The 25,018-nt window shown below is 66.7% G+C and carries 17 protein-coding genes and 2 pseudogenes; 11 read left to right on the forward strand and 8 right to left on the reverse strand.

The window, feature by feature from the left end; genetic code table 11:
* The 3 genes from aroB to RBR29_RS03725 form a co-directional block, all read left to right on the forward strand.
* A partial coding sequence (gene aroB, locus RBR29_RS03715; protein WP_320347365.1) for a 3-dehydroquinate synthase occupies positions 1–830 on the forward strand: 830 nt, incomplete at its 5' end.
* Between the two features lies 1 nt (position 831).
* On the forward strand, positions 832–1,959 hold the full coding sequence (locus tag RBR29_RS03720) for a deoxyguanosinetriphosphate triphosphohydrolase (RefSeq protein ID WP_320347369.1): 1,128 nt from the start codon (positions 832–834) through the stop codon (positions 1,957–1,959).
* Between the two features lie 143 nt (positions 1,960–2,102).
* Entirely contained in the window at positions 2,103–3,485 is a 1,383-nt protein-coding gene (locus tag RBR29_RS03725; protein WP_320347371.1) for a CoA transferase, read from the forward strand.
* Positions 3,486–3,502: 17 nt separating this feature from the next.
* Here the strand turns inward: RBR29_RS03725 and RBR29_RS03730 are convergent, their stop codons facing one another.
* The 6 genes from RBR29_RS03730 to uvrA all read right to left on the reverse strand — a co-directional run bounded on the left by RBR29_RS03730 (position 3,503) and on the right by uvrA (position 11,595).
* Complete coding sequence (locus RBR29_RS03730) at positions 3,503–5,056, reverse strand: tripartite tricarboxylate transporter permease (protein WP_320347373.1); 1,554 nt, start codon at positions 5,054–5,056, stop codon at positions 3,503–3,505.
* Positions 5,053–5,490: a tripartite tricarboxylate transporter TctB family protein gene (locus RBR29_RS03735; RefSeq protein WP_320347375.1), complete on the reverse strand. Its 438-nt coding sequence runs from the start codon at positions 5,488–5,490 to the stop codon at positions 5,053–5,055. Before RBR29_RS03735 ends, RBR29_RS03730 begins: the two co-directional genes overlap by 4 nt.
* A gap of 20 nt (positions 5,491–5,510) precedes the next feature.
* Entirely contained in the window at positions 5,511–6,491 is a 981-nt protein-coding gene (locus tag RBR29_RS03740) for a tripartite tricarboxylate transporter substrate binding protein (RefSeq protein ID WP_320347377.1), read from the reverse strand.
* 86 nt (positions 6,492–6,577) lie between these two features.
* Positions 6,578–8,008, reverse strand: coding sequence for a sensor histidine kinase (locus tag RBR29_RS03745; RefSeq protein WP_320347379.1), 1,431 nt, complete (start codon positions 8,006–8,008; stop codon positions 6,578–6,580).
* Positions 7,992–8,675 carry a response regulator gene (locus RBR29_RS03750; protein WP_320347381.1) on the reverse strand — a complete coding sequence of 228 codons (684 nt, stop codon included), beginning with the start codon at positions 8,673–8,675 and terminating at the stop codon, positions 7,992–7,994. Before RBR29_RS03750 ends, RBR29_RS03745 begins: the two co-directional genes overlap by 17 nt.
* A 46-nt stretch (positions 8,676–8,721) precedes the next feature.
* Positions 8,722–11,595, reverse strand: coding sequence for an excinuclease ABC subunit UvrA (gene uvrA, locus RBR29_RS03755; RefSeq protein ID WP_320347398.1), 2,874 nt, complete (start codon positions 11,593–11,595; stop codon positions 8,722–8,724).
* 149 nt (positions 11,596–11,744) lie between these two features.
* On the opposite strand from uvrA, the gene RBR29_RS03760 reads away from it, so the two are divergent.
* From RBR29_RS03760 to RBR29_RS03780, 5 genes are all read left to right on the forward strand, one after another.
* Complete coding sequence (locus RBR29_RS03760) at positions 11,745–12,944, forward strand: MFS transporter (RefSeq protein WP_320347383.1); 1,200 nt, start codon at positions 11,745–11,747, stop codon at positions 12,942–12,944.
* Between the two features lie 187 nt (positions 12,945–13,131).
* Positions 13,132–13,614, forward strand: coding sequence for a single-stranded DNA-binding protein (gene ssb / locus RBR29_RS03765; RefSeq protein WP_320347385.1), 483 nt, complete (start codon positions 13,132–13,134; stop codon positions 13,612–13,614).
* A 57-nt stretch (positions 13,615–13,671) separates the two neighbouring features.
* On the forward strand, positions 13,672–14,367 hold the full coding sequence (locus RBR29_RS03770) for a glutathione S-transferase N-terminal domain-containing protein (protein WP_320347387.1): 696 nt from the start codon (positions 13,672–13,674) through the stop codon (positions 14,365–14,367).
* 20 nt (positions 14,368–14,387) lie between these two features.
* Positions 14,388–15,314: a patatin-like phospholipase family protein gene (locus tag RBR29_RS03775; RefSeq protein ID WP_320347389.1), complete on the forward strand. Its 927-nt coding sequence runs from the start codon at positions 14,388–14,390 to the stop codon at positions 15,312–15,314.
* 96 nt (positions 15,315–15,410) lie between these two features.
* Entirely contained in the window at positions 15,411–16,532 is a 1,122-nt protein-coding gene (locus tag RBR29_RS03780) for a hypothetical protein (protein WP_320347391.1), read from the forward strand.
* Between the two features lie 24 nt (positions 16,533–16,556).
* Here RBR29_RS03780 and RBR29_RS03785 read toward each other — a convergent pair whose 3' ends face one another.
* Together RBR29_RS03785 and RBR29_RS03790 are read right to left on the reverse strand one after the other, a co-directional pair.
* Entirely contained in the window at positions 16,557–17,036 is a 480-nt protein-coding gene (locus RBR29_RS03785; protein ID WP_320347393.1) for a DUF1854 domain-containing protein, read from the reverse strand.
* Complete coding sequence (locus tag RBR29_RS03790) at positions 17,026–19,275, reverse strand: ABC transporter ATP-binding protein (protein WP_320347395.1); 2,250 nt, start codon at positions 19,273–19,275, stop codon at positions 17,026–17,028. Before RBR29_RS03790 ends, RBR29_RS03785 begins: the two co-directional genes overlap by 11 nt.
* A gap of 247 nt (positions 19,276–19,522) precedes the next feature.
* Between RBR29_RS03790 and cphA (RBR29_RS03795) the strand changes: the two are divergent.
* The 3 genes and pseudogenes from cphA (RBR29_RS03795) to RBR29_RS03805 all read left to right on the forward strand — a co-directional run.
* Positions 19,523–21,673, forward strand: a pseudogene (gene cphA / locus RBR29_RS03795) (cyanophycin synthetase); the annotation flags it as partial.
* Positions 21,674–21,777: 104 nt separating this feature from the next.
* Positions 21,778–24,408 carry a cyanophycin synthetase gene (gene cphA / locus RBR29_RS03800; protein WP_320347396.1) on the forward strand — a complete coding sequence of 877 codons (2,631 nt, stop codon included), beginning with the start codon at positions 21,778–21,780 and terminating at the stop codon, positions 24,406–24,408.
* Between the two features lie 148 nt (positions 24,409–24,556).
* Positions 24,557–25,018: pseudogene (locus RBR29_RS03805) on the forward strand (PLP-dependent aminotransferase family protein); the annotation flags it as partial.

Here is a 25,018-nt window from a genome sequence, read left to right on the forward strand (position 1 = left end):
TCTTCGACGCGCTGCTGGCGGCGACCCTGGATCGCAAGGCCGTGCTGGTGGCCCTGGGCGGCGGGGTGGTGGGCGACGTCTGCGGTTTCGCGGCCGCGTGCTATATGCGCGGCGTCCGTTTCATCCGGGTGCCCACCACTTTGCTGGCCCAGGTGGATTCCTCGGTGGGCGGCAAGACCGCGATCAACCATCCGCGCGGCAAGAACATGATCGGGGCCTTCTACCAGCCCCTGGCCGTGGAAATCGACCCTGGGGTCCTGGCGACGTTGCCTGCCCGGGAAATCTCCGCAGGGCTGGCCGAGATCATCAAGTACGGCATGATTGCCGATGCCGATTTTTTCGACTGGTGCGAGGCGCATGTCGGGGCGCTGCGTGCGCTCGACGATCAGGCCATCCGGTACGCCGTGCGCCGCTCCTGCGAACTCAAGGCCTGGGTCGTGTCCCAGGATGAGCGTGAATCGGGTCTGCGGGCCATCCTCAATTTTGGTCACACGTTCGGCCATGCCATCGAATCCGGCCTGGGCTACGGCCAGTGGTTGCATGGCGAGGCCGTGGGGTGCGGCATGGTCATGGCCGCCGAACTGTCCGCCCGGGTCAGTGGGCTGGACGCTGCGGTGGTGGATCGCATCCGGGCACTGGTAGCGGCCATTGGCTGTCCGGTGGACCCTCCGGCACTGGGGGCCGGGCGCTGGCTGGATCTGATGCGTGTGGACAAGAAAAACGAAGGCCGGCGGATCCGCTACGTGCTGTTGCCGGCCCTGGGGCGGGCCGAAGTCCGGGCGGTCGAAGACGAGCAGGTGCGCCCAATCCTGCCAGGCGGGCGGTGCTGACATGGCAGGGCCGGCACCGTATGCGTGTCTTCCGGACGCGTCCCGGGGGCGGCGCCACCCGGAACCGCCGCCCGCCGGCCGCACTGATTTCCAGCGGGATCGTGACCGCATCATCCATTGTTCGGCCTTTCGCCGGCTGGAATACAAGACCCAGGTCTTTCTCAACCACGAAGGCGACCTGTTTCGTACCCGCCTGACGCACAGCATCGAGGTCGCCCAGATCGCACGTACGCTGGCGCGCAACCTGGGGGTCAACGAAGACCTGACCGAGGCCGTCGCCCTGGCCCATGATCTGGGCCACACGCCGTTTGGCCATGCGGGTCAGGACGAACTCAATGCCTGCCTGCGCGATCTGGCGCCAGAGGCCGGGGGGTTCGAGCACAACCTGCAGAGCCTGAGGGTGGTCGACGAACTCGAAGAACGCTACGCCGCCTTTAATGGCCTGAACCTGTGCTTCGAGACCCGCGAGGGCATCCTCAAGCACTGTTCGCGCGCCCATGCGCGGCGGCTGGGCGATGTCGGCGCGCGGTTTCTCGACGGCACGCAGCCGTCCCTGGAAGCCCAACTGACCAATCTGGCCGATGAAATCGCCTACAACAACCATGACGTGGACGATGGCCTGCGTTCGGGGTTGATCACGGTGCCGCAGCTGCTGGATGTGGATATCTTCGCCGTCCATCATGAGCAGGTCCTGCGCCGGTGGCCGGGCGCAGACCCCAAGCGGCTGGTGTCCGAGGTCATTCGTGCCATGATCAATACGCTGGTGCAGGACCTGACACGCGCCACGGCCGATCGCATCGATCGGCTGCGGCCGACATCCGTGGACGAGGTCCGAGCCGGGCCGCCGCTGGCCGCCTTCTCCGACGAGATCCGCGCCCAGGCCGATGCGCTCAAGCAGTTCCTGCTGCAGAACCTGTATCGGCATTTCCAGGTCATGCGGATGACGGGCAAGGCCCGCCGCATCGTGCGGGAACTGTTCCAGGCGTTCCTGGATGATCCGCGGCTGCTGGCGGATGAATATCGACGCGAAGACCCGATCGCGCAGGCCCGGGCGATCGCAGACTACATCGCCGGCATGACGGACCGCTACGCCATCCGCGAACACCGAACCCTTTACAGAATGGATTAGCCTGGACACGCAACAGTCCCCTGCGGACTGTTGCGTGCCTGGCTAATCCGAGCCGCTTGCAAGCGGCGAGGTGGAGAGCTGCCACGGCTTGAGACAAGTCCCCTGCGGACTGTTGCGTGCCTGGCTGAAACGGAGAACGAATCATGAGCCTTGGAGTCTCGGATCACACGGACATGCTGCGGCAGATGCTGGCCGTGCTGGACCCTGGCATGTCGCCCGATTGGCTGCGCGTGGAAGGCGCGGTGGGGCTGGCCTCGCGCTATCCGGTCAGTGGCCTGGCCTGCGCCAGCATCGGTGCGGCCGCATTGATGCTGGCGCGTTGGGCGCAGGCCATGGGCCCATGCCAGGCCGTGGTCGATCGGGCGCTGGCTTCGTGGTGGTTCGGCTTCAGCATCCGGCCACTGGGCTGGGAACGTCCGGCCGCACGCGATCCCGTCACGGGCGACTATCCGGCGCGGGACGGCTGGATCCGCCTGCATGCCAATACGGCCCATCACCGTCAGCGGGCGCTGGCTGTGCTGGGCTTGCCGGACGATGCCGGTCACGCCGCTGTCGCCGAACGGATCCGGCGGGAATCTGCCGAGGCGCTGGAGGACGCCATTGTGGATCGGGGCGGCTGTGCGGCCGCGCTGCGCCCGCCGCAGGCCTGGCTGGTCCACCCCCAGGGGCGTGCCGTCGCGGCCGAGCCGCTGGTGCATCGCCTGCCTGGGCGGGCGGGCGAGCCGGACCCCCGGTGGGCCGACGCGCCGGTTCCCGGGCGGCTGCTGGCGGGCATCCGGGTTCTGGACCTGACCCGCGTGCTGGCCGGGCCTGTGTCCACGCGCTTTCTGGCGGCCCAGGGCGCCCAGGTGCTGCGCCTGGACCCCGAGGGCTGGGACGAGCCGGGCATGGTGCCCGAGGTCACCGTGGGCAAGCGTTGCGCCTTGCTGGACTTGCGGCATCCGGACGGCATGGCGCGATTCCGGCGGTTGTTGTCCCAGGCCGATGTGCTGGTGCATGGCTATCGGCCTGGTGCGTTGGACGCGCTGGGGCTGGATGCCGAGGCACGCCAGGCCATCCGGCCCGGCCTGGTGGATGTCAGCCTGGATGCCTGGGGCTGGACGGGCCCCTGGCGGGCGCGGCGAGGATTCGACAGCCTGGTCCAGATGAGTGCCGGCATTGCCTGGGCGGGCGAGGATGCCGCCCCTGACCCCCTGCCGGTCCAGGCGTTGGACCAGTCGGCGGGCTATCTGATGGCGGCCTGCGCCTTGCGCGGCCTGGCGCTGCGCCGTGAAACCGGGCTGGGCAGCGGCTGGCGCGTATCCCTGGCCCGGATGGCGCGGCTGCTGCAGGCAGCGGCCAGCGAGACGCCGGCGGCCCAGCCCGTCTTGGGGCCGGCGCCCGATGCCGCCTATGACCCGGTGATCGAGTCGACGGCCTGGGGGCCCGCGCAAAGACTGCGGGCGCCCTGCCGGGTGGCGGGCGCCCGCTGGGGCTGGGACCTGCCAGCGGGACCGCTTCGGAGCAGCCCACCGGACTGGGACTGAGGCCTGTTTGAACGGGATCAGTCGTCCGCAGCGATCAGGTCCTCGCGCACGGCCTGGCCTTGCTGACGCCGCTTGGCGCGGCGCCAGCGCATCAGGGGCGGGATGACGACGATCAGCAGCGATATGATCCACAGGCCCAGGGCGATCGGGCTGTCCCACAGGATGTGCAGCTCGCCATTGGTGATCGATAGCGCGCGGCGCAGGTTCTGTTCCATCATGTCGCCCAGCACGACCCCCAGCACCATGGGGGCCATGGGCACGCCGGCCTTGCGCAACAGATAGCCGACCAGGCCCAGGAAGGCGGCCATGGTCAGGTCGAAGGTGCCCGCGTTGATCGCGTAGACGCCGATATAGCTGATGCACAGGATGCCGGGCACCAGCAGCCAGTTCGGCAGCGCCAGGACCTTCGAAAAGACCCGCACCATGGGGATGTTCATCAGGAACAGCAGCACGTTGGCGATGAACAGCGAGGCGACCAGGCCCCAGACCAGTTCCGGCTTGGTGTCGAACAGTACTGGGCCGGGGGTGATGTTGTACAGGGTCAGTGCGCCCATCATCACGGCCGTGGTTCCGGAACCGGGCACGCCCAGCGTCAGCATGGGCACGAAGGAACCCACGGCCGATGCGGTCGATGCGGCCTCCGGCGCGGTCACGCCGCGCAGGTCGCCCGAACCGAAGCAGGCGTTGGGGTCGCGGCCTTCTTGGTAGCGCTTTTCGTTGGAGTAGGCCACAGCGGATGCCACGCTGGCGCCGGCCCCCGGCAGCACGCCGATGAAAAATCCCAGGACGGCGCTGCGCAGCACGGTCCATTTGGTGAACAGCAGTTCCTTCAGGTTGAAGAGCTTGCGTTCGTTGGGCGGGACTTCCGGGGCTTCGCCGCGGATGGACGATTCCAGCAATTCCAGCAGTTCGGCAATGGCGAACAGCGCGATCACCACGACCACGAAATCGATCCCGTCGAACACGTGGACGGAATCGAAGGTGTAGCGGTAGACCCCCGAATTGGCGTCCACGCCCACGGTGGCGATGGCCAGGCCCAGCATGGCCGACAGCGTGCCCTTGACCGGCTGGCGGCCCAGCAGACTGGTCAGGCAGCAGAACGCAAAGACGATCAGCACGAAGTATTCGGCCGGGCCGAAGGCCAGCGCCCAGCGCGCCAGCAGAGGCGCCAGCGCGATCACGCCGATGGTGGCGACCAGCGAACCACAGAAGGCCGACCAGCCCGACAGTGACAGGGCGACATTGGACAGGCCCTTGCGCGCCAGTGGATAGCCGTCCAGGGTGGTCATGATGGCGCTGGCTTCGCCGGGGACGTTGATCAGGATGGCGCTGATGCGCCCGCCGTATTCGGCGCCCACGTACACGGCCGCCAGCAGGATCAGCGCCGTTTCTGGCGGCAGGCTCAGGGCGTAGGCAATGGGGATGAGCATGGCCACCCCGTTGATCGGACCCAGGCCAGGCAGCACGCCGACCAGGGTGCCCAGGAAGGCGCCCAGGGCGGCCACCAGCAGGTTCATCCAGGAAAAGGCGACATCGAAACCGAGGCCCAGATGGTCGAGGATCTGGTTCATGACAGGAACTCCAGGGGGCCCAGGGGCAGCACGACGTCCAGCGCCCGGTCGAACAGCAGGAAGAACAGCACGCCCATCACGATGCCGCCGATGGTCATCTTGCCCCAGCTGCCGCCAAACAGCCGGCCGATCAGCACGGTGACGATGGCGGTGGCGATGATGAAGCCCAGGGTCTCGAACAGCATGGCATAGCCAAAGACGTAGACCACCATCAGCAGCAGGCGCGGCCAGTCGATCGATTCGCCCCGGCGCTGGTCGCGCCAGTGCTTGAAGACCAGCCAGGCACCACACAGGGCGATGATCAGCGCGATCAGCATCGGAAAGGCCCGTGGCCCGACCGGCTCGTAGGAAAAGGGGGCCTGCAGGTCGTGGCCGAACCACGCCATCAGGCCGGCGAAGATCAGGGCGCAAAGCCCCAGGGTACGATCACTCATGGCGGGGTCCGGGTACTGGCTTACTGACGGATCAGACCGAAGTCATTGGCCAGCTTGGTGTAGTCGGCGACGCGTTCCTTGACGTATTGGTCCAGTTCGGCGCCGGTCTTCTTGAACGGGAACAGGCCTTGCTTGTCCCGCAGCGCGGCGTAGCTGGGGTCGTTCAAGGTCTTGTCGAAGGCGTCTACCCACCATTGGTAATCGGCGTCCGAGACCTTGGGGCCGACGTAGAAGCCGCGGATGATGGGCCATTGGATGTCGAAGCCTTCTTCTTGCGCGGTGGGCACGGAGGACAGCTTGCCCGGCAGGCGTTCGTCATTGAAGACGGCCAGGACCCGGATCGGAGCGCCGCCTTCGAGCATGGTGAAAGCCTCGGCGGCATCGCCCATGTAGGCCTGGATGTGGCCACCGCGCAGGGCCGTGATCGCATCGCCGCCGCCTTCGAAGGCGACGAAGCGCATCTTGCGGTAGTCCACGCCCGCCGCACGTGCCGTCAGGGCAGCCTTCATCCAGTCCTGGCTGCCGACGGTGCCGCCCGCGCCCAGAACGATCTTGCTGGGGTCCTGCTTGAAGGCAGCCATCAGTTCCTTCAGGGACTTGTACGGCGAATCATCGCGCACCACGGCTACGCCGAAATCGGCGCCGACGGCGGCCAGCCAGCGCACATCGTTCACGCTGTAGCGGCCGAATTTCTTTTGCGCCAGATTCAGCAGCGAGCCACCGGAAAAGGCCACGATGGTGTTGGGATCTGCTGGCTTCTGGGCGATCACGTGGTTGTAGGCCACTGCGCCGATGCCACCGGGCATGTAGACGATGCGCATCGGGTCGGCCAGGGTGCCGGACGCCTTCAGGCCTTCCTGGGCCAGGCGGCAGGTCAGGTCGAAGCCGCCGCCCGGGTTGGCCGGCGCAATGCATTCGGGTTTGGTGGGGGCCGCCTGGGCCGCCAGGCCCAGGGATAGCAGGGCGCCGCCCAGCAGCAGCGACAGGGAACGGGGTTTCATGGAGGTCTCCTTGGGTTTTGTGGGCGCGCGCAGGGAGAGGGCGCGCGTTGGCGACACATTAGGCCGACCAAGCTTTCCGCCGGCTTTCAAACAGACGATTTATCGGGAAAACCCTGATCGACGGGAAAGTGCAGTGCAACCCGGAGTCCCGGTTCGGTGGGCTGGATGCGCAAGGTGCCGCCATGCTGCTGCATGATGGTGTGGACGATGGCCAGGCCCAGGCCCGCGCCATGGGCGCGCTTGCCGGCTTGCCCCCGGCGGAATCGCCGCCCCGCCTTGCGGATATCGTCCTCGGTCATCCCTGGGCCGGTGTCGCATACGCTCAGGACGACACCGTCGGCTGCGCGTTCGATCCGCAGGGTGATGGTCCCCCCTTCCGGGGTGTATTTGATGGCGTTGTCCACCAGGTTGACGAGCGCTTCGCGCAGCAGCCATTCGATGCCGGTCACGGTGGCGCCGAGTTCGTCGCCGTCCAGAGCGACGGCTTGCCGCTTCTGGCGCGCCAGGCCGTAGAGCTGGCGGATGACGTCCTGGGCCAGGGGCGTGAGCGCCACGGTCCGGAGGGGGCTGCCGTCGATGTCGGCTTCCCGCGCGCGGGCGAGCGCCAGCATCTGTGCGGCCGTGCGCTGCGCCTGGTCGAGGCCGCCGCGCATGGCCAGCAGGGCCGCACGCGCTTCGGCCGGGTCGGATTCCCGCAGGGCGTAGTCCAGCTGAGTGTGCAGGACGGCCAGGGGCGTGCGCAGCTGATGGGACGCATCGTCCAGGAACTGGCGCTGCCGGCGTGCCTGGCGGGCGTAGCGGGCGACGTGCTGATTGACGGCGCCCACCAGCGGCAGGACTTCGCGGGGCAGTTCCGGCGCGACGATCGGGCTCAGGTCGTCGGGCGCGCGGTCCTTCATCTGGCGGTACAGGCGGGTCAGCGGCCGCAGGCCGATCAGCACGCCGACGACGATCAGGCCGGTGGAGGCCAGCACTTCGGCCAGGTCGCGCACGATGTTGCGGATCATCATGTTGCGGATGACCTGGTCCCGCTTGCTGCGGTCTTCGCCGACCATGACGATGACCCGGCCGGCGGGCTGGCCGTAGAGCGGCGGGGACATGGGGCGGGCCAGGGCGGCGATGCGGATGGAAGCCCCCAGGTAGTCGCGGTCGTAGAACACCGGCGTGTTCGAGGCCAGGTGCGTGTCGGGCAATGGCAGGTTCTGATTGCCGATGTCGGCCAGGCCGTCCTCGGTCAGGATCCGATAGTAGACGGAATCATTGGCGGTCAGTTCGAAGAATTCCAGCATCAGGTAGGGCAGTTCCACGGACAGGCCGCCGCTGGCGGTGGAAATATTGTGATCGATGGCGCGCAGGGCGCCCGCCAGGGACCGATCGTAGGCCAGGTCGACCTGCTGGTGCAGCTGGCGGCTGGACAGCCACAGGGCCAGGCTCAAGACCGCAATCTGCGCCGGCACCAGGATCCACAGCAGCAGGGATCGGAGGCTGCCGGGACGGTGTTCATTCGGGGGCGTCACGCATTGGCTCCAGGCAGTAACCCATGCCGCGCAGCGTGACGATCTGCGTGCCGGTGCCGGACAGTTTCTTGCGCAGCCGGTGCACCAGGACCTCGATGGCTTCCAGGTTGATCGTCGTATCGTCCGGGCTGATGCGTTCCAGGATCTGCTGTTTGGTGAGCGGTTCGCCCGCTTTCTGCATCAGGACCTTGAGTGCGGCGTATTCCCGGGGCGACAGGTTCAGCGTTTCGTCGTGGTGCAGAAAGCGCTGGCTGCCGATGTCCAGGACCAGATCGCCCAGTATCCAGCGGGGGTGTTCGCGGCCCCGGCTGCGGCGGATCAGGGCGTTGAGGCGGGCTTCGAGTTCCTCGATGGCAAAGGGTTTGTGCATGAAGTCGTCGGCGCCTTCGTGCAGCGTGCCGATGCGTTCGGACAGCGAATCGCGCGCGGTCAGCACCAGCACCGGACAGCGGTCGTCGCGCCCGCGCAGGCGGCGCAGGAATGCGTGGCCGTCCATCCCCGGCAGCCCCAGGTCGAGGATGATGGCATCGAATTCCTCGACCGCCAGGCGGCGCTCGGCCAGTTCGGCATCGTCGGCCCAGTCGACCATGAACCCGCCGTGGCGGGCCAGGCTGCGGGCCAGCCACGAGGCCAGTTCCGATTCGTCTTCGATCAACAGGATACGCATGGCATTCATCATAGAGGCGGTTGCCTGAATGAGTGTGAACAGGCCCCTAAGTGGAAACCCCCTGGGCGCTCTGGGATGCCAGCGTGTGCTTGAGCCACTGGCCCGTATGGCTGCCGGGGCTGGCGGCCACCATTTCCGGCGTTCCCTGGGCCACGATCCGGCCGCCGCTGGCACCCCCTTCCGGGCCCAGGTCCACGATCCAGTCGGCCGTCTTGATCACGTCCAGGTTGTGCTCGATCACCAGCACGGTGCTGCCAGCGTCCACCAGGCGCTGCAGCACATCCAGCAGCACCGCGATATCGTGGAAATGCAGGCCGGTGGTGGGCTCGTCCAGCACGTACAAGGTGCGTTCCGATCCGCGGCGGGACAGTTCCTGGGACAGCTTGATGCGTTGCGCTTCGCCGCCGGACAACGTGGTGGCGCTCTGGCCCAGGCGGATGTAGGACAGGCCGACATCCATCAGGGTCTGCAGCTTGCGGGCGATGGCCGGCACGGCCTGGAACTGTTCCAGCGCCTGGGCCACCGTCAGGTCCAGGACTTCGCTGATGGACAGGCCCCGGTAGCGGATGTCCAGGGTTTCGCGGTTGTAGCGGCGGCCCTCGCAGACCTCGCAGGGCACGTACATGTCGGGCAGGAAATGCATTTCCACGCGCACCACCCCGTCGCCCTGGCAGGCCTCGCAGCGGCCGCCTTTGACATTGAAGGAAAAGCGTCCCGGGTCGTAGCCGCGCAGGCGCGCCTCGGGTACCCCTGCGTACAGTTCCCGGATGGGCGTGAACAGGCCCGTATAGGTCGCCGGGTTGCTGCGCGGCGTGCGGCCAATGGGGCTCTGGTCGACGCTGATGATCTTGTCGAAGGCATCCAGACCCTCGATGCGATCGTGCGGGGCGGGGTCGGTCTGGGCGCGGTTCAGTGATTGGGCCAGGGCCGCCACCAGTGTGTCGTTGATCAGGGTGGATTTGCCCGACCCGGAAACGCCCGTGATGCAGGTCAGGCGGCCCACCGGGATGGACAGGTCGACGGACTGCAGGTTGTGGCCCCGGCATCCCAGGACGCGCAGCCAGGACTGGTCTGGGCCGACCGGCCGGCGTTCGGGGATGGCGATCCGCTGGATGCCGGCCAGATATTGACCGGTCAGGGATTGGGGCTGGGCCATGATGTCCGCCGGGGATCCCTGGGCGACGATGCAACCGCCGTGCTCGCCGGCGCCCGGGCCCATGTCCAGTACGAAATCGGCGGCGCGGATCATGTCTTCGTCGTGTTCGACCACGATCACACTGTTGCCCAGGTCGCGCAACTGCCGCAGGGTCTCGATCAGACGCTGGTTGTCGCGTTGATGCAGGCCGATGGACGGTTCGTCGAGCACATACATGACGCCGGTCAGCCCCGAACCGATCTGGCTGGCCAGGCGGATGCGCTGGGCCTCGCCGCCAGACAGGGTATCGGCGCCCCGGTCCAGTGACAGGTAGCCCAGGCCCACATTGACCAGAAAATCCAGGCGGGCGCGGATTTCGTGGATGATGCGGTCGGCGACATCCCGCCGGGCACCATCCGGCACCCAGTCCAGGAACCATTGCCGGCAGTCGGCCAGTGACAGGGATTCGATTTCGTACAGGGCGCGTCCACGCCGTTCGCCCCGGCCGGGATCCTGGCCGATGAGCACATTGCGGGCCTCGGCGCACAGGCGGGCACCGTGACAGTCGGGGCAGAGGACGAGGTGGCGCAGCCGGCCCAGTTCTTCGCGTACGGCGCTGGAATGCGTTTCGCGCCAGCGCCGTTCCAGATTGGGGATGATGCCTTCGAAGGCGTGGCGGCGGATGACGGGCACGCCGTTCTCGCCCAGGTACTGGAACGCGATTTCCTGATTGCCTGAACCGTGCAGGATGCAGTGGCGCACGTTGGGGTCCAGCGACTGGAACGGCGTATCCAGGTCGAAGCCGTAGTGCTGCGCCAGGCTGGCCATCATGGCGTAGCTGAACGCATTGCGGCGGTCCCATCCCTGGATGGCGCCGGCGGCCAGGCTCAGTTCGGGAAAAGCGACGACACGCGCCGGATCGAAGGATTCCACCTGACCCAGGCCGTTGCAGGTCGGACAGGCGCCAGCCGGGTTGTTGAAGCTGAACAGGCGCGGCTCCAGTGCGCCCATGCCGCGCGCGCAGACCGGGCAGGCATAGGCCGAGGAAAAGGCGTATTCCCGTTCTGTGTCCAGGTCCAGCACCAGGGCGCGGCCCTGCGCCAGTTCCAGCGCGGTTTCGAAACTTTCGGCCAGGCGCTGGCGGCTGTCGGGGCGCACGCGCAGCCGGTCGACGACCACATCCAGATCCCAGGGGCTGTCCGGCGTGGCGGGCGGCACGTCATCGCCCAGCGGCAGGATGGTGCCATCGAGCCGGATGCGCACGAAGCCCAGGGCCTGCAGGCGGCGGCATTCGGCTGCCAGGTCGTCCTGCCGGGCGCACGCGATCGGTGCCAGGATGGCCGTGCGGGAGCCTTCGGGCAGGGACAGGACCTGGTCCACCATCTGGCTGACGCTTTGCGCGCGCAGCGGCAGGTCGTGGTCCGGGCAGTAGGGCGTCCCGACCCGGGCGTACAGCAGGCGCAGGTAGTCGTGGATTTCTGTCACGGTCCCCACAGTCGAGCGTGGATTGTGGCCAGCCGTCTTCTGTTCGATGGCAATGGCGGGCGACAGGCCGGTGATGACGTCCACGTCGGGCTTGTCCATCATCTGCAGGAATTGCCGTGCGTAGGCCGACAGGCTTTCGACGTAGCGGCGCTGGCCTTCGGCATACAGCGTGTCGAAGGCCAGGGATGATTTCCCGGATCCGGACAGGCCCGTGAGCACCACCAGCTTGCGCCGGGGCAGGTCGACCGAGATGTTTTTCAGATTGTGGGTGCGCGCCCCGCGGATGCTGATGGCGTCCATGCTCTTGTGCTGTGTGGCGGATTCGTTCATGCGTTCTGGATGCCCGGACTCGCATGCGGCTTGCCCAGATGGGTTCTGGGGGAGTTCAGGTTTTTCAAAGGCCAACTTGATACTATAACGCGCAGCTTTCTCTCTTTTGGCGCTCTCCCATGTCCGCATCTTCACGACCACGCTCGCCTGCGCTTCGGCTGACCCCCCTGGAAAGGCGCAGCAGTATCGCCCTGGCGGGCTTGTTCGCTACGCGAATGCTGGGCCTGTTCCTGTTGACGCCGATCTTTGCCGTGGCGGCGCGCACGTTGATCGGCGGCGACGACCCCGCGCGGGTGGGGCTGGCCCTGGGCGCATATGGCCTGACCCAGGCGATTCTGCAGATTCCGCTGGGCATGGCGTCCGATCGCTATGGCCGGCGGCCCGTGATCGTGTTCGGCATGGTGCTGTTCGTGATCGGCGGGGTGGTCTGCGCCCTGGCCGATGATGTGGACTGGGTGACGGTCGGGCGCGTGATCCAGGGGCTGGGCGCCGTCTCGGCCGCCATCACGGCCTGGCTGGCCGATGCCACCCGGCCCGAGGTCCGTACCCGCGCCATGGCCATGGTGGGTGGCTCCATTGGCGTTTCCTTTGCGCTGTCGCTGGTGCTCTCGCCCATGCTGGTAGGGGCATTCGGCCTGTCGGGGTTGTTCTGGGCCATCAGCCTGCTGGGTTTCGTCTGCCTGCTGATTGCGATGTTTTTCGTGCCGGACGTGCCGCGTTCCGAGGCCGACATCGTCCAGGCCACGGCGCACGATGTGCTGGGCCATCGTGACCTGCTGCGCCTGAATTTTGGCGTCTTCTGCCTGCATTTCATCCTGATGGCGCTGTTCGTGGTGGCGCCCGGACTGCTGAGCCGCCTGGGAGGGTACGATTCCGCCAGCCTGTGGCAGGTCTATCTGCCGGTGATTCTCGCTTCATTCGTCCTGATGGTGCCGGCCGTTTTCTATACCGAAACGCGCAAGGCGCACAAGCCTGCGCTCGAACTGGCGGTGCTGGGCCTGGCCGTGGTGCTGGGCGCGCTGCCCTGGGTGACGGACTCCTTCTGGCTGGTGGTGGCCGCCTTTGTGCTCTTTTTCGTGGCGTTCAACATTCTGGAGGCCCTGCAGCCCTCGTTGGTGTCGCGGGTGGCGCCCCCCGCCTACAAGGGCCTGGCGCTGGGGTTCTACAACACGGCCCAGTCCCTGGGGGTGTTCGCCGGCGGCGTGCTGGGGGGCATCCTGGCACGTGGTGGTGGGTCGTCCATGGTGTTCTGGGCCAGCGCCATGCTGGCGACCGTCTGGCTGTATACGGCGCGCGGGTTCAAGGACGTCAAGTCTTGATGGGCCTCTGAACCAGTGCTGTCTGCTCGACTGGTTCAGGGGGGCCCTGGTGTTCTGTTTGGCTGATCGGCTTGTTGTGGAAAACCCGACTGGGCCATAATGGTCATTTGATGCATTTCGATGCGGCGCGGGCCGTCCGAGTCCCCGATAATGGCAGCCACATCGTTCACTACAGGATCTAACCACCATGGCCTCCGTCAATAAAGTCATCCTCGTCGGCAACCTGGGGCGCGACCCCGAAGTCCGCTACAGCCCGGACGGTGCCGCCATCTGCAACGTATCCATCGCCACCACGTCCCAATGGAAGGACAAGGCCACCGGCGAACGCCGCGAGGAAACCGAATGGCATCGCGTGGTGTTCTACAACCGCCTGGCCGAAATTGCCGGCGAATACCTGCGCAAGGGGCGTGCGGTCTACGTCGAGGGCCGCCTGAAGACCCGCAAATGGCAGGACAAGGAAACCGGCGCCGACCGCTACAGCACCGAAATCGTGGCCGACCAGATGCAGATGCTGGGCGGGCGCGACAGCGGCGGCGATGCGGGCGGCGGTGATGCAGGCGGCTTTTCCCAGCCGCCTGCCCGGCGCGCACCCCAGCAGCAGCGCCCGGCCGCGCCGGCTGCTGCGCCGGCCAGCAACCTGTCCGACATGGACGACGATATCCCGTTCTGATGCGTGTCCGGCTGCGATCCGCCCCTGGCGGCGTGGCCATTGCTTCTGGAAGAAAAAGTGACGCCGGATCATCCAATCTTTGCCCGCTGGCCGGCACGGTACCCCGACCGGCTCCAGCTCTTTTCCCTGCCGACGCCCAATGGCGTGAAGGTCGGCATCATGCTAGAGGAAACAGGCCTGCCCTACGAGGCCCACCGCATCGACATTTCGGCCAATGAAAGCCATGACCCGGCGTTCCTGGCGCTGAACCCCAATGGCAAGATCCCGGCGATCTACGATCCGCATGGGCCAGGCGGGCGGCCGCTGGCCTTGTTCGAATCGGGGGCGATCCTGATCTATCTGGCCGACAAGACCGGGCGCTTTCTGTCCACGGATCCCGCCGCACGCTATGAAACGATCCAGTGGCTGATGTGGCAGATGGGCGGCGTGGGGCCGATGTTCGGCCAGGTCGGGTTCTTCAACAAATTTGCGGGCAAGGCGTACGAGGACAAACGGCCGCGTGACCGCTACGTGGCCGAATCCGCACGCTTGCTCGGTGTCCTCGACGAACGGCTCGCGGGCCGTGACTGGGTGATGGGTGCGGACTACAGCATTGCTGACATATCGTTGCTGGGCTGGGTGCGCAACCTGATCGATTTCTACGAGGCGCGCGACCTTGTGGGGTTTGACCGTTTTTCTCGCGTACAGGCCTGGCTGGATCGCGGCCTGGCGCGTCCTGCGGTGCAGCGCGGGCTGGCCGTGACGGCGGATTAGGCTTGCTGGGGCAGGATTCCATGCGTGCATCCCGCCCCCGGATCGGACTGGCCCTGGGCAGCGGGTCGGCGCGCGGCTGGTCGCACATCGGCGTCATCCGCATCCTGGAGCAAGCCGGCATCGTGCCCGATATCGTGTGTGGGACGTCGATCGGCGCGCTGGTCGGCGCGGCCTATGCGGACGGGCATCTGGAAAAATTCGAAACCTGGGTGCGGGGGCTGACCTGGCAGGGCGTGATGGGGCTGCTGGACTTTACCGTCAGCGGTGGCCTGATCCCCGGCGAAAAGCTGTTTTCCTTCCTGCGCGCGCACCTGGACGACAAGACGATCGACAGCCTGCCCCGGGCCTACGGGGCGGTCGCCACCGAACTGGCCACCGGGCGGGAGATCTGGTTGCGCGAAGGTTCCGTCATCGACGCCGTGCGCGCGTCTGCCGCCTTGCCTGGGCTGTTCACACCCGCGCGGCGCGAGGGCGAACTGCTGGTCGATGGCGCGCTGGTGAACCCTGTGCCGGTGTCGCTGTGCCGTGCGATGGGGGCGGACATCGTCATTGCAGTGGACCTGAATTCGGACCTGATCGGCCGGCGTCTCAGGCCGGACGATGCGCCGGCAGCCAGTGCGGCGGCGCCGGGTGCCCTGGCTGCGGTGCTGGGCAAGTTGCCGCTGGGGCTGGGCGGAGCTCGGGGCGGGGCACCGGTCTCCCCGGACATGCCATCGATCTTCGATGTGCTGAGCATGAGCCTGAACATCATGCAGGTGCGCATCACGCGCAGCCGCCTGGCGGGCGAACCGGCCGATGTGCTGATCCGGCCCCGGCTGGCGGATTTCGCCCTGATGGACTATCACCGCGCAGCAGTGGCAATCGACGCAGGCGAACGGGCGGCGCGGCGGGCGTTGCCGGAACTGCGGGACTTGATCGATCGGGTTCGGGCCGATCCGGGCCTCTGATCTGCCGGTTGGGCGGGCTGGTAGCGATAGGTTACAGCCGTGTCGGCCACCTCTCTTTAGCATGGTGTTTTTCATGTTCGAGCGAAGGCGATCGTTGTGAAATCGATTGCGGGTGTGCGTATCCGCGGCCCTCTGGCGGATGCCGGGGCCGAAGACCTGTCGGACTGGTTGTCCGATCGCCGTTGGGCGGGGGCCGTCGAAGAAATCTGCGGGATCGATGCTCAGGGCGCATACTGGGACCTGCGCCTGGGCCGGGATGCCGCCGGGCGCTGGATGCCGGATGGCGATACGGCCGGGGTCGCGCGGATTCTGGCGCTGGACCCCGAGACGCAGCAGGCGGATCTGGAAAAAGAAATTCTCATCGCCTTGCTGGGCTCACCGGTGCAGTTCGATTTTCCCTGTGCCGGTGAACTGGTAGCGGCCGTGCGTGTGCGCCGCCGCATCGTCCAGACCGCCCGGCGCACCGTGCTGGCTTTCGACACCGAGCAGGCAGAGCGCCCCGAATGCTGGTCCTGGACCGAGGCCAGTGGATTCGTCCTGAAGCCAGGCTATGAATTGATTCCTGCGCTCGAGCGCACGCTTTGGCCGGACCGATCTGGCCGGCGTTTTTCCTTCTCGTGCTATCGGGCGACGGAATACGTGTTGCTGCTGGCGTTGGCCCAGGAACTGGCTGCTAGTCATCCGGCTGCCCTGGGGGCGTTGCAGTGCCAGTGGCGAACGCGGGCGATCCAGTCGGGCGCGTTCCATGATGTATTCCTGCGGGAATACGGTTCCTTGCAGGCACCGTTGCCGCCGCGCTACTACGTGCCGGGCGACCGGCTGTGGTTTCGCAATCCGGATGCCGCCTCGGCCGAGGTCGAGGGTTACGAGGGATCCTGGGTGTTTTACCTGGGTTCGGGACAGTTCGCGAATTTCTGGAAACCCGGGCAGCCCTACACCTTGGAGTCCAAGTGCGTGGAACTCTACCACTGGCGCGATGGACTGCGCTGGGACGGTGCCCGGCCCTGGATGGATGAATCCGTGGTCGAGGCCCGTGTGGCCGAATCCCTGGCCGATCCGGCGGCGATGGCGCGCATTCTGGATCGCATGATGCGGCTGCGGGATCCAAGCGGCGTGTATGCCGAGGGAGGCTGCATCGATGCTTCGCGCGAGGCGTTGCGCTGTCTGCTGCCTGGTACCTGGGATCTGGGGCTGCCGATCCTGGCGTCCACGGCCTGAGGGCGCGTGGCGTATCCGGGCATACTACAGAAAATGATCCAGGATGCGCCGACTGGTCTTGTCCAGCGTTGCCATGTCGCGCACCAGGAACTGCACGCCGTGGGCATCGACGATCAGCAGGGCGCCGGCTGCCAGGCGTCGGATGTCTTCCTCGGCTTTCAGGGTCAGTTGGGTCGGTCCCCGGTCCGTGTCCACATCCCAGCGGCTGGGGGTTGCCCAGGTCGAGGCATGGCGGATGCGCAGGATTTCCGGCTTGAATTCCCGCTGGGCCAGTTCCTGGTCGATCAGACGCCGCAGATTGGCCGGCAGTGTGTCCAGGCGTTCGATCCAGGCCAGTTCCTGGCCCTGGGCGTTCATCAGGGCGATGCCTGCGTCCGGTGTGGTGATGGGAAAGCCGCAGACTGGGGTCACCGGTGTGTCGGGCAGGTCCGTGCGCTCCAGGATCAGCCGGCCGAAGGCGTCGCTGGACAGCGACCAGCCGGGGCGTGCGGCATCAGAGCGCATCGGCGTTCCCGGTGGAATCCTCGCCAGGCTGTTGCCAGTGTGGTTCGGATGGCGAAGGGCCTTGCTGCTGGGCCTGGTGCAGCCGGGCGTAAGCGCCGCCGCAGGCCAGGAGTTCTTCGTGGCGGCCGATTTCCACGATCCGGCCGCCGTCCATGACGACCAGCCGGTCGGCCTCGCGCAGCGTGCTCAGGCGGTGGGCGATGGAGATCGTCGTGCGGCCGCGCACCAGATTGTCCAGTGCCTTCTGGATTTCGTTTTCCGTGGATGTATCCACGGAAGATGTGGCTTCGTCCAGAATCAGAATGGGCGGGTCGATGAGCAGCGCACGGGCGATGGAGATGCGCTGGCGCTCTCCGCCGGACAGAGCCTGGCCGCGTTCGCCGACCAGGGAGTCATAGCCGTGTGGCAGACGCAGGATGAATTCGTGGGCGTGGGCGGCCCGGGCAGCGGCGACGATCTCCGCCTGGGTCGCTTCCGGACGGCCGTAGGCGATGTTTTCGGCCACCGAGCCGTAGAACAGAAAGGGCTCCTGCAGCACCAGGCCGATGCGGCGGCGGTAGTCGGCGATGGCGTAGCGGCGGATGTCCGTGCCATCCAGCCGGATCGTGCCGCTGGAGACGTCGTAGAAACGGCAGATCAGATTGACCAGGGTGCTTTTGCCTGAGCCGCTGTGGCCGACCAGGCCGATCATCTCGCCCGGGGCGATGTCCAGGCTCAGATCGTGGATGACCGTGCGGCTGCCATAGCGGAAACTGACGTGGCTGAGTTCGATACGGCCCCGGATGTGTTCGACGCGGTGCGGCACGGCGGGCTCCGGCACACTGGAGACGTGGTCGAGGATATCGAAGATGCGCTTGGCGCTGGCGGCAGCCCGCTGGGTGGTCGAGACGATGCGGCTCATGGAATCCAGGCGCACGTAGAAGCGGCTGATGTAGGCCAGGAACGCGGCCAGCACCCCGACGGTGATCGCCCCCCTGGACACCAGCCAGATGCCGAAGACCCAAACCACCAGCAGGCCCAGTTCCGTCAGCAACGTGACGGTGGGCGTGAACAGAGACCAGAGGGCGTTGACGCGGTCGTTGATGGTCAGGTTGCGATTGTTGGCTTCGCGGAAACGGGCCACTTCCCGGCGCTCCTGGGCGAAGGCCTTGACCACACGAATGCCGGGGATGGTGTCGGTCAGCACGTTGGTGATATCCGACCAGACCCGATCTGCCTTTTCGAATCCGTGGCGCAGGCGGTCCCGGACCCAGTGGATCATCCATAGGATCAGCGGCAGTGGCGCCAGGGTCGCCAGCGCCAGCAGCGGGTTGATCGTCAACAGCACGGCGGCCGTCATCGTCAGCATCAGCACGTCGGTGATGAAGTCCAGCAGGTGCAGGGACAGGAACAGGCAGATACGGTCGGATTCGGAACCGATGCGGGCAATCAGGTCGCCGGTGCGCTTGCCGCCGAAGTATTGCAGGGACAGTTGCTGCAGATGCTGGTAGGTGGCGGTGCGCAGGTCGGCGCCGATGCGCTCACTGACCCAGGCCAGGATGGCGCTGCGCGCCCAGCCCAGGCCCCAGGCGAGCATCGAAGCGACCAGCAGGCCGCCCAGGTAGGCCGCCACCAGGGGGTAGTTGATCGGAATTCCGTTCTGGAACGGAATCAGCACATCGTCCATCAGCGGCATGGTCAGATAGGGCGGGACCAGCGAGGCCGCCGTGGCTGCCAGGGTCAGGGCCAGCCCGGCGGCCAGCTGCCGCCCGTAGGGACGAGCGAAGCGCCACAGGCGGAACAGGGAACTGGCGCGGGGGGCTGATGGTGGCGGCTGGGTATCGGACGCATCGGGGGGGGATTCGGGCTGTGCGGGTTCGCGCAAGGCCTGCCAGGCGGCGACCAGGCGCTGGGCCTGGGGCAGGCGCTCCAGCGTGTAGCGCCAGCATGCCAGCCGGGCATGGGTGTCGACCAGATCCAGGCTGCCGACTCCGGCATGGTCGTGCAGTCGCACCCGGATGTCGGGACGCAGCGGCCAGGACCGGCTGGCCTGGGCGTCCATCCCGCAGGCCAGCCAGCGGCGATCGGTCAGGACGATCAGCCCGTCTTGGTAGCGCAGGTGGGCATCCAGGTCGATGCACAGCCACCCCAGGACGCGCTCGTCGGTGGTCAGTTGAGCCGTCAGGATGTCGCGCCACGGCGCGGGCAGGCCCGGCGGGCACGGATCGGCCGGGGAGGGGGCGAAGGGAAGGCCCTGCATGAACGGGAAGGGGTCGGAAAAGAGACGGTCGCGGATCGGGAGGGCGGATGATCGGAGCGGTGTTCAGGGGCCTGTAAGCACGATTTCAGGGGGTTGTCAGGGCCGGAAATCGCGTCACAATTTTCAACTTTTTTTCCGTGCCGCGCAATAACGGCGAGATTAATATGTGTGCCGATGTTTTTCAGCGGCGGCAAAAAAAGCGGCTGTTTTCGCCGGTTCCGGCACTCCCTTGACGCATGGTTCGATCATGAACGATAAAAATATTGAGTTTCTCAATATGGTGCATTTGAGGGGGCCGAACATCTGGGCTTATCGACCCGTCATCGAGGCGCTGGTGGACATCCACGATCTCGAGGACTGCCCGTCCAACCTCATCCCCGGTTTCTACGAGCGCCTGAGCGCCTGGCTGCCTTTCCTGGTCGAGCACCGCTGCAGCGTGGGTGAGCGAGGAGGCTTTCTCAAGCGAGTGCGCGAAGGCACCTGGCCGGCCCACATCCTGGAGCACGTCACGCTGGAACTGCAGAATCTGGCCGGCATGCCTGGTGGACTGGGCCGCGCACGGGAAACACCGTTGCGCGGTGTCTACAAGGTGATCGTGCGTGCCTGGCACGAATCCCTGACGCGCGAGTCGCTGCTGGCCGCCCGCGATCTGGTGATGGCCGCCATCGAGGATCGGCCTTTTGATGTGGCCGGCACGATCGAGCGGCTGAAGAACCTGGCCGAAGCGCTCAGCCTCGGTCCCAGCACGGCGTGCATCGTGGACGCCGCCGATGATCGGGATATTCCGGCGATCCGCCTGAGTGATGCCAATTTGCTGCAATTGGGCTATGGTGCCTGCCAGCGGCGGATCTGGACGGCCGAGACCAGCCGCACCAGCGCCATTGCGGAAAGCATTTCGCGCGACAAGGATCTGACCCGCCGGTTGTTGCAGTCCTGCGGCGTGCCGGTGCCCGAGGGCCGCATGGTGGACAACGCCGACGATGCCTGGTGCGTGGCGCAGGAACTCGGGCTGCCGGTGGTGGTCAAGCCGTCGGATGGCAACCATGGGCGTGGTGTGTTCACCTGCCTGAGCACGCGTGAACAGATCGAGGCGGCCTATGCCGTGTCTGTCGAGGAAGGCAGTGGCGTCATGGTCGAACGCTTCATCCAGGGCGATGAGCATCGTCTGCTGGTGGTGGGCGGGCGCGTGGTGGCCGCCGCGCGTGGCGAAGCCGCGATGGTGGTGGGCGATGGCACATCCACTGTGTTGCAGCTGATCGAGAGCCAGCTCAATTCCGACCCCCGTCGCGGCCGCGACGAAGATCATCCCTTGAACTTCATCCGCCTGGATTCCGCGGCCCGCCTGGAACTGGAGCGCCAGGGCCTGCACGGCGATGCAGTCCCCGAACGCGGCCGCGCGGTGCTCGTCCAGCGCAGTGGCAACGTATCCATCGACGTCACGGACGAAGTGCATCCGGATGTGGCTGTGCAGGTGGCGCTGGCGGCTCGCGTGGTCGGGCTGGACATTGCCGGGATCGATCTGGTGACGCGCGACATTGCGCGGCCTCTGGACGAGCAGCAGGGAGCCATTGTGGAAGTCAACGCCGGTCCAGGTCTGTTGATGCACCTGAAGCCGGCCGTGGGTACGCCCCGGCCGGTCGGCCGGGCGATCATCGATGACCTGTTTCCTGCGCCCGAGGATGGGCGCATTCCGGTGGTCGGGATCAGCGGCAGCCGGTGCACGGCACCGGTCGCGCATCTGGTCGCTCATCTGCTGCGCCTGGCCGGGCGCACGGTGGGCCTGGCCTCGTCCCAGGGTTTGTTCATGGGCGCTGTCCAGGTGGCGGCGCAGGATTCGGCTCACTGGGAAGCCGCGCGCCGCGTCCTGATGAACCGGGCTGTCGAATGCGCGGTGATTGAAAATGGCGGCCGCGCCATCCTGGGCGAGGGCCTGGCCTATGACCGCTGCCAGGTCGGCGTGGTCACCGGCATCGACCCCACCGTGACCTGGCCGGAGTTCTACATGGAAACCCCGGAGCAGCTGGTGCGGATCTTCCGCACCCAGGTGGATGTCGTCCTGCCGGGCGGTGCGGCAGTCCTGAATGCCGATGATCCCCTGACGGTGCAACTGGCGCCGCTGTGCGATGGCGCCGTCTTGTTTTACGGCCTGGACCTCGACGCAGACATCCTGCGTGCTCATCTGGGCCAGGGAGGCCGTGCGGTATCGGTGCAAGGCGGCCTGGCGGTGCTGGCCGAAGGTGGGGTGCAGATCCCGGTCATCGGCCTCGATGATCTCGTACCGGCGATCGATGCGGACGGCCCGGCGCCGGTGCTGGCCGCCCTGGCTGTGGCCTGGGCGCTGGGGCTGGACGTCGAGTGCATGCGCATAGGCTTGCGGACCTGGAACGCCCGACAGATCCCCGCAGAACCGCCGCTGGCCGCTTGAATCCTGTCGGGGCCGGCGGGATGACCGACGGCCCGTTCATTTCCCCCCTTCCCTTCCTCCAAGGACGATTGGTCATCATGGAAGTCTCACGAGTCCGGGCCCTGCGCGGGCCCAATCTGTGGTCCCGGCAGACGGCGATCGAGGCCATCGTCGCCTGCTCTGAGAGCGAGCGTGCGCTGGGCGACATGGAAGCGTTCGAAACACGCCTGCGCGCGCGCTTTCCGGGTATCGATCTGCCGCAGATCCCGGGGCTGGATGGACCCCGCTCACTGGCGCACATTCTGGCGGCTGCGGCCTTGCGGCTGCAGGCCCAGGCCGGTTGTCCGGTGGCTTTCTGCCGCGTTGCGCCGACCCTGGAGCCCGGCGTCTACCAGGTGGTGGTCGAATACGTCGAGGAGGCCGTCGGGCGCCTGGCGCTGGATCATGCGCTGGCACTGTGCATGGCAACGCTGCGAGACGCGCCTTTCGATCCAGGGCCGGTGATCGCCGAACTGAAGTCCTTGTACGAAGAAGTGCGGCTGGGGCCCAGTACTGGCGCCATAGTCCAGGCGGCTGTGCGCCGAGGAATTCCGTATCGGCGGCTGACCGAGGGCAGCCTGGTGCAGTTCGGCTGGGGACGCCGCCAGCGCCGCATCCAGGCGGCCGAAACCGATGCCAGCGGTGCCATTGCCGAGGCCATCGCACAGGACAAGGCGCTGACCAAATCGCTGCTGGCCTCGGCCGGCGTTTCCGTGCCTTGCGGTCGCAGCGTGGCGGATGCCGAGGACGCCTGGGCGGCTGCGCAGGAAATCGGCGGGCCGGTCGTGGTCAAGCCGCTGGATGGCAACCAGGGCCGGGGTGTGGCGGTGAACGTGCAGGGTCGTGAACGGGTGATGGCTGCCTATGCCGTGGCGCGTTCCCATGGCTCGGGCGTGATGGTGGAGCGCTATTTCCCCGGCCATGACTTTCGCCTGCTGGTGGTGGGGGATCGCCTGGTCGCGGCGGCGCGGCGTGATCCGCCTCAGGTGGTGGGCGATGGCTGTCACACCATCGCGGAACTGGTCGAGCAGATCAATCAGGATCCGTTGCGGGGCGAGGGCCACGGCACGTCCCTGACGCGCATCCGGCTCGACGAGATCGCGTTGCACACGCTGGCGGCGCAGGGCTGCGGGCCCGATTCGGTGCCGGCACCCGGTGTCTGCGTGGTGCTGCGCAATAATGCCAACCTGAGCACGGGCGGGACCGCCACGGATGTGACCGACCATGTGCACCCGGACCTGGCTGCCAGTGCCGTCATGGCGGCGCGCATGGTGGGCCTGGACGTCTGCGGGATCGATCTGGTGAGTCGTGATGTCTATCAGCCGCTGACGCCGGAGACCGGTTGTTTCGTCGAGGTCAACGCAGCACCCGGCCTGCGCATGCACCTGAACCCGTCCTTTGGCATGGGGCGCGACGTGGGCGCTGCCATCATCGACATGATGTACGCGCCTGGTGAAACCGGCCGGGTGCCGGTGGCGGCGGTGACCGGCACCAACGGCAAGACCACGACCGTGCGCCTGCTGGCGCACTTGTGCGCCCAGACGGGTGCCTGCGTGGGCATGACCAATTCCGATGGCGTCTATATCGGTGGCCGGCGGATCGATGCGGGCGATTGTAGTGGACCGCGCAGCGCGCGCAATGTGTTGTCGCATCCGGATGTGGACATGGCCGTGTTCGAGACTGCGCGTGGTGGCATCCTGCGCGAAGGACTGGGCTTTGACTGCTGCGATGTGGCCGTCGTGACCAATATCGGGATCGGCGACCATCTGGGGTTGAACTACATCAGCACGGTCGAGGATCTGGCCATCGTCAAGCGTGTCATTGTCGATCAGGTGGCGTCTGCGGGCATGGCCGTCCTCAATGCCCAGGACCCCATCGTCGCCCAGATGGCATCCGGCTGCCCCGGGAAGGTGACCTTCTTTGCCCGTGATGGTCGGCATCCGGTGATTGAGACACATCGGGCGCAGGGCGGCCGGGTGGTGTTCGTGGATCAGGGCGATCTGGTATTTGCGGAGTCCGGTGTCGAAACGCGCATCGAGCTGACCGCCGTGCCCCTGACTGGCGCCGGCCGCATCGGCTTTCAGGTCGAGAACGCCATGGCTGCGGCGGCGGCGGCCTGGGCCATGGGCGTGGATTGGGTGCGCATCCAGGCGGGCCTGGCTTCGTTTGTCAACGATGTCGGGACTGTGCCTGGCCGGTTCAATGTCTTCGACTATCGGGGCGCGACGTTGATTGCCGACTACGGCCACAATCCGGATGCGATCCTGGCGCTGGTGGAGGCGGTCGAAACCATGCCCGCGCGGCGCCGGATCGTCGTGATCAGTGGGGCGGGGGATCGGCGCGATCAGGACATTCGCCGCCAGACGGAGATCCTGGGCGATGTGTTCGATACGGTCATCCTGTACCAGGATCAGTGTCAGCGCGGTCGCGGCGATGGCGAAGTCCTGGCCCTGCTGCGCGGGGGCCTGGGGGCGGCACGCCGCATGAGCCGGCTGCAGGAAATCCACGGAGAATTCCGGGCCATCGACGCCGCGCTGGATGCCCTGGAGCCTGGCGATCTGTGTCTGGTCCTGATCGATCAGGTCGAGGATGCGCTGGCCCACATTGGCCGGCGGATCGCCCTTCGGGGCGATGCCATGGATACGGGGTTCGCACAAGTGGAGCATGGGCATGCGCATGCCTGCCCATAACCGGGGTTCTGCCGCAGCGCACATGGCCGTCCGGGCGCGCTTGATTTAATATGTGAAGCTTCACCCGCGCCGACCATCCGCAGATCCGGGCCGGCCGGCGATTTCCAATCGACCGGCCCACAAGGCCGGCATCTATTCGGAATCACTCATGGACACGTCCGTTTCACGCACGCTTTTTTCCCAACGCGCCAACCAGCTCACCAGTTCGGCCATCCGCGAAATCCTCAAGATCACCGAACGGCCCGAGGTCATCTCGTTTGCCGGCGGCCTGCCTTCGCCCGAAGGATTCCCGGTCGCCGAACTGCGGGCCGCCTTTGACCGGGTGCTGTCCACCCAGGGCGCCACGGCACTGCAATATGGTCGCACCGAAGGCTACACGCCGCTGCGCGAATGGGTCGCACAGGATCTGTCGCGTCCGGGGCTGGACATCGATCCCGAAGAAGTCCTGATCGTGTCGGGGTCGCAGCAGGCGCTGGACATGCTTGGCAAACTGTTCATCGATCAGGATTCCCCCGTACTGGTCGAAGCCCCCAGCTATCTCGGGGCGCTGCAATCGTTTTCCCAGTTCCAGCCGCAGTACCGGGCCGTGCCCACCGACGAACGGGGTCTC

The sequence above is a fragment of the Castellaniella sp. genome, assembly GCF_034007085.1.
Classification (GTDB): domain Bacteria; phylum Pseudomonadota; class Gammaproteobacteria; order Burkholderiales; family Burkholderiaceae_B; genus Castellaniella.